We start from the raw sequence: 2,868 nt of genomic DNA on the forward strand, positions 1-2,868 counted from the left end.
AATCCTTATCTGGCAAGAGACTTAATTGATTAGTTCGCTCTAGAAAAAAACAATTAACAAAAATCGCTAAATGCCTTTCTATATAAGGGTTCCATCCCTTATAACTCCCGTCCATTGCATAACACAAACCGAAGAGCCAGTTATCTAAATAGATGTCTGCTAATAAGTTAAGCTGAAAATAATCAGGCTCTTCTGGTTTATGTGTGGAAACGAAGCCTATACTGATAGTTTCTTCGGCAAAATAGTCGTAAAAGTCCTTCTCAGTCAACATTTCACGATTCCATAAGCAAAAATTATCACACAAAGTCGAGAAGAGCCATAATCATTTTGTTCTAGCTGTGGCATCATTACCCCGTAATCTTGCCAATTGAGTCCATACCTATTAAAAGCTTGACTTAATCTCGACTGAAAGCAATGGGTTACAAATTCGCTACGATGGCAGATAAAAATAAATTGGCTGTTGGGAACTTGTTGGGCAATTCTCGGAAAAATATCATCATTTTCTGGCAGATATTTAAATAAACTCTGACAGTTTAAATAGATAATTTTATCCTCGGTTAATCCCATCTCTAAACGAGTTTTTCTCTGGGGAGGAAGGGAAGGTTTGGCATAGGCAATACCTAAATTGGGTAAGCGAATTAATTTTTCACTGTAGTGATTATCTCCCTGCGCGGGTTCCATTAATTCACTGGAGATAAAATAATCAATGGTTGGTAATCCTGAGGTGATTGGATGTCCCCAAGTTACACATTGTACTGGAGCTAAACGTAATCCTGCTAGTTGGGTAGTGCGAGCATCCATACCAATATCTAAATAAACGAGAATATGTAACTGATTATCTAAAATATGTTGAGCAATTTTTTCCCCATTTACTAGATTATCAAACTGATAAAAATAATCACTTTGCTGTTGATATTCTCTCGTAAAATTATCGAAGGTGTTATTAATATCTATTCCATAACAGTAAATTTCAAATTGTTCTCGATTTCGCCACTGCAACCATCCTTGAAAGAGTTTCGCTACCGTGTGATGACGCAAGTGAGCAGAAATATAGCCAAGGCGGATTTTTCCCGTCGGTATGGTTAGGTTTTTCACCCAATCAGGAAAGTTAGCTGAGGTAATTTTATAAACTAATTTCCCATATTTTTTTTGTAGTTCTAAATCATTTTTACCTTGATATTGGAGATAAAAATTAGTTCTTAAACCAATACTTTTCCAAGCCTCTTGTTGTTGATGAGTAGTGGTTAAATCAAGATTAGACAAGATATTATCTAACTGTTTCTCGTAGTTTGATCGATATTGCATAATATCTGCTTGAGTTTTGTAAACTATCGGCAGTAACCGCATTAATTCTAATTTCAAAGATAGGTGATCGGGAAGATACTCTAAAGCTGATTTAGTTGCTTGAATTGCCACCTCGATCGGATAATTATTTTGTAGTAACCAAATTAGGCGCAAATGTAAATCAATATTTTCTGGATGATAGTTAATGCCTTTTTTATACACTTCTAAAGCCTGTTTTTCTCCTTTGAGAATGAGATAGCAATGGGCGCAATTTAAATAAAAATTGCTCTCCTCTATTTTAATTGCTAATAATTTTTGATAATAGTTTAATGCTAATTGATAGAGTTTTCTTTGATAAAAATAATCACCTGAGTAAAGATCCGCTCTTTTTTGGTCAGCTTGCAGAATTTCCCAAAGGGAGAGATTTTGACTAATTTCTCCTCTATCTCCTGCAAGTTGTTGGGCCGTTTTATAAGCATTTTTTGCCTCTGTCCAAGCTTGTTTAACTAAATAGACATTGCCTAAATTGATATAGAAAGGATAAAAATCACCCTGTTTATTAATTCCCTGCTGATAGAATTTTTCGGCTGACTCTAGCTGCCCTAATCGATAAAATAAATTGCCCAGTTTATTATAAGCATCGACAAAATTAGCATTGAGATCAATCGCTTTTTGATAAGCTGATAAAGCTATATCTAAACGGGATTGTTTTTCTAGCACCATGGCCATAGTATAATGATATAAGGCTTGATTTTCCTCTAAGTTGATGGCTCATGCTAAACAGGTAAAAGATTCTGTTAGTCGGTTAATTATATAGTATAAATATCCTAAATCGTGCCAGATGTAAGCTAATTGTTCACGCCAAGATAAAATTCTTAAGTAAAAGTCCTCAGCTAAAGTATATTCTCGCCGATTAATTGCCTCTTGCACCTCTTGAAGACAGGAGTTTATCGCAGTCAGGGCATAATTTTCTATCTCTTCATCCCCTGCTATTTCCTCTAATTCTAGCCACTGGAGATAGATTAATTTAGCTTGGCCAAACTGCCAGCAATCGAGATTTCTAATTATCTCTTTTTTGAGGAGCATAATTAAATCTTGACTAGACTCTGATTGTAATAGCCAAAATAACCAAATTTCTTGCGCTGTTGCTTGCTGCTCTAGCAGCAGATAAGCTAATCCCAGATAGGGATAATAATCAGTCACTTCCGGATGAACCGCCAGGCTCTTCTGGTTTCTGTGTGGAAACTAGGTCTATACTGATAGAATATCCGCAAAATAGTCCTAAAAGTCTTTCCCAGTAAACATTTCACGATTCCATAAGCAAAAATTATCACACAAAGTCGAGAAGAGCCACCGCCAGCGCTTGTTGACAGAATAACAATAATTGATTATAGTCTCCCGATGCTAACATTAGCTCGATCGCTTGTTGGTGATTACTGTTGATCATCGAAAATTTGGGTCTGAAACCCCGTCGTTCTACGACGGCTTTACTGTTAAATATGAGCATCGTTTACGAAATATATGCTAAAATGTGAGGTATGGAAAAAGCCTATTCGTTTCGATTTTACCCCACACCAACACAAG

5 protein-coding genes are annotated in these 2,868 nt (G+C 35.9%); 1 reads left to right on the top strand and 4 read right to left on the bottom strand.

Features of this window, described 5'->3' with window-relative positions:
* The 4 genes from IM509_RS13255 to IM509_RS13270 all read right to left on the bottom strand — a co-directional run.
* The coding region (locus IM509_RS13255) for a hypothetical protein (RefSeq protein ID WP_287717024.1) at positions 1-268 on the bottom strand (268 nt) is incomplete at its 3' end.
* On the bottom strand, positions 265-2,007 hold the full coding sequence (locus tag IM509_RS13260; RefSeq protein WP_260441319.1) for an O-linked N-acetylglucosamine transferase, SPINDLY family protein: 1,743 nt from the start codon (positions 2,005-2,007) through the stop codon (positions 265-267). The genes IM509_RS13255 and IM509_RS13260, both read right to left, overlap by 4 nt.
* A 48-nt stretch (positions 2,008-2,055) precedes the next feature.
* Complete coding sequence (locus IM509_RS24360) at positions 2,056-2,487, bottom strand: hypothetical protein (protein ID WP_260441320.1); 432 nt, start codon at positions 2,485-2,487, stop codon at positions 2,056-2,058.
* Positions 2,488-2,614: 127 nt separating this feature from the next.
* Complete coding sequence (locus IM509_RS13270; RefSeq protein WP_158499309.1) at positions 2,615-2,791, bottom strand: hypothetical protein; 177 nt, start codon at positions 2,789-2,791, stop codon at positions 2,615-2,617.
* Positions 2,792-2,822: 31 nt separating this feature from the next.
* On the opposite strand from IM509_RS13270, the gene IM509_RS24110 reads away from it, so the two are divergent.
* Positions 2,823-2,868 (top strand): helix-turn-helix domain-containing protein (locus tag IM509_RS24110; RefSeq protein ID WP_353737710.1); only part of this gene is annotated, 46 nt, incomplete at its 3' end.

Source organism: Microcystis sp. M31BS1 (assembly GCF_020245285.1).
GTDB classification, from domain to species: Bacteria; Cyanobacteriota; Cyanobacteriia; order Cyanobacteriales; family Microcystaceae; genus Microcystis; species Microcystis panniformis.

Coding starts and splice junctions, on each gene's coding strand:
- IM509_RS13260 (WP_260441319.1), bottom strand. CDS start 2,007: ATGGTGCTAGAAAAACAATCCCGTTTAGATATAGCTTTATCAGCTTAT.
- IM509_RS13270 (WP_158499309.1), bottom strand. CDS start 2,791: ATGCTCATATTTAACAGTAAAGCCGTCGTAGAACGACGGGGTTTCAGA.